This is a genomic window from Corallococcus sp. CA041A, assembly GCF_003612075.1.
In the GTDB taxonomy this organism is placed as follows: Bacteria; Myxococcota; Myxococcia; order Myxococcales; family Myxococcaceae; genus Corallococcus; species Corallococcus exiguus.
On sequence record NZ_RAWF01000630.1, the window covers coordinates 1 to 456 of the forward strand.

Annotated in this window: 1 protein-coding gene; it reads left to right on the top strand. The window is 47.4% G+C overall.

Annotated elements, in window-relative coordinates:
* Positions 1-32: 32 nt before the first annotated feature.
* Positions 33-456: tetratricopeptide repeat protein (locus D7V77_RS42540; protein ID WP_233597581.1), on the top strand; the 424-nt coding region annotated here is incomplete at its 3' end.

A 456-nucleotide genomic window follows, 5' to 3' on the forward strand; every position in this document is an offset into this window, starting at 1 on the left:
ATCTTAATCGCTGGGACGAGGCCATCGCGGACATGGAAGCTGCTTATGCCGGCTTTTCAAAAACTGCTAATAAGCAGATGACTACGCAAACACTGGACAATTGCACTCGGTGGAAGTCTGGTAAAAGAGTTCCAGCTCGAGATGTTAAGGCCGCCAATCTGCGTTCTGCCGAAGCAGCCAAATTGGCTGATATGGAGTCCTATGATGAAGCTGTAAAAAAGACCCAAGAGTCACTGGCGCTTAATCCGCACGATCCCTACCATCAACTTATGTTGGCTACATATCTGCGGAGAGCGGGGCATTTTAAAGAAGCGGTTGCAAAATACGATGAACTTATTTCAGTTGCACCGTCTGATGCTTCGTCATGGTATGGACGTGGATTGGCTTTGCAAGAATTGGATCGGCTCAAAGAAGGACTAGAATGCATTAAGAAAGCCGTTTCGCTTGCTCCTCGAT